The organism is Acinetobacter sp. YH16051, from assembly GCF_013417135.1.
Taxonomy (GTDB): Bacteria; Pseudomonadota; Gammaproteobacteria; order Pseudomonadales; family Moraxellaceae; genus Acinetobacter; species Acinetobacter towneri.
On the sequence record NZ_VPEN01000152.1, the window covers coordinates 1 to 1,081 of the forward strand.

At 38.0% G+C, this 1,081-nt stretch carries 2 protein-coding genes; both read left to right on the plus strand.

What is annotated here, in order from left to right:
• Positions 1–813 (plus strand): fimbria/pilus outer membrane usher protein (locus tag FTV41_RS15005; protein WP_179996790.1); only part of this gene is annotated, 813 nt, incomplete at its 5' end.
• A gap of 20 nt (positions 814–833) precedes the next feature.
• Positions 834–1,081 (plus strand): hypothetical protein (locus FTV41_RS15160; protein WP_218945215.1); only part of this gene is annotated, 248 nt, incomplete at its 3' end.

The window sequence follows — 1,081 nt, forward strand, 5'->3', positions numbered from 1 at the left end:
TTTAATATTCCATGGGCGAAACGGAATTCAGCAACTATCACAGCTCAACGTAGTAATGATCAAAATCAACTTAGCCTGAACGTCTTACATTCTGTGGATCAAGACCAAGGTGGTTTCGGTTGGCAAGCAAGGGCCAATCATACTGAGTTATACTCACAATTTCAGGGGCAACTGGATTATTTAAGTCGTTATGGCTTGGCCCAACTTAACGTTCAACATACGACCTCAGACCAAAGTAATACCAGTATTTATGCTTCAGTGAATGGCGGGGTTGTACTATTGAAAGATGCTATCTTACCTAAACGCCTAAGCAGTGGTTCATTTGCTATCGTTTCAACAGATCAAATACCTGATGTGCCTGTACGACTAGAGAATCGTTTAATTGGTAAAACTAATAAAAAAGGTTATCTACTACTCGATTATTTGAACCCTTATCAGAATAATAGTATCGCTATAGATACGCTTGATTTGCCAATTAATCTAAAAATTGAAAAAACGCAACAAAATGCTGTACCACGCCAATCGAGTGGCGTTTTTGTACAATTCCCGATGTATCAAGTGAAATCTGTGCAACTTCAAGTAGTAGATTTACAGGGACAAAATGTGAACGTGGGAACTTCTGTATGGCAAGAAGAACCGATTCAGCAACAACAACCCACAACTATTGTGGCTCACGATGGAGTTGTGTATATCGATAACCTAAAAAATAATACACTTTACATAGGCAATCAACTTAAGCAGTGCCGAGTGATACTGCCTGAACTTACAACATTAAAAGGTTTTAGTGATTTGGGGCGAATGGTATGTCAATAAACTGCAATGACTTGTTTAAAATGAGTGATTCAACGAAATATTTTATTTATGCAAGTTTATTCTTACTAGTATCTATTCTTTTTTGTTTACCTGCTTATGCTAGTAGCTGTTGGTTAGGGCAGTCTGCAACGTTAAGTTTAGGAACATCAAATGCTCAAGGCTCAGCACTTGTTTCAACAGATGTTATTGCTGACTGTTACGTTAATTCAAACCAGCCTGTAACGTATAAGCTATGTTTAGTGGCTGATAGTTTTGATCCCGCAGGTAG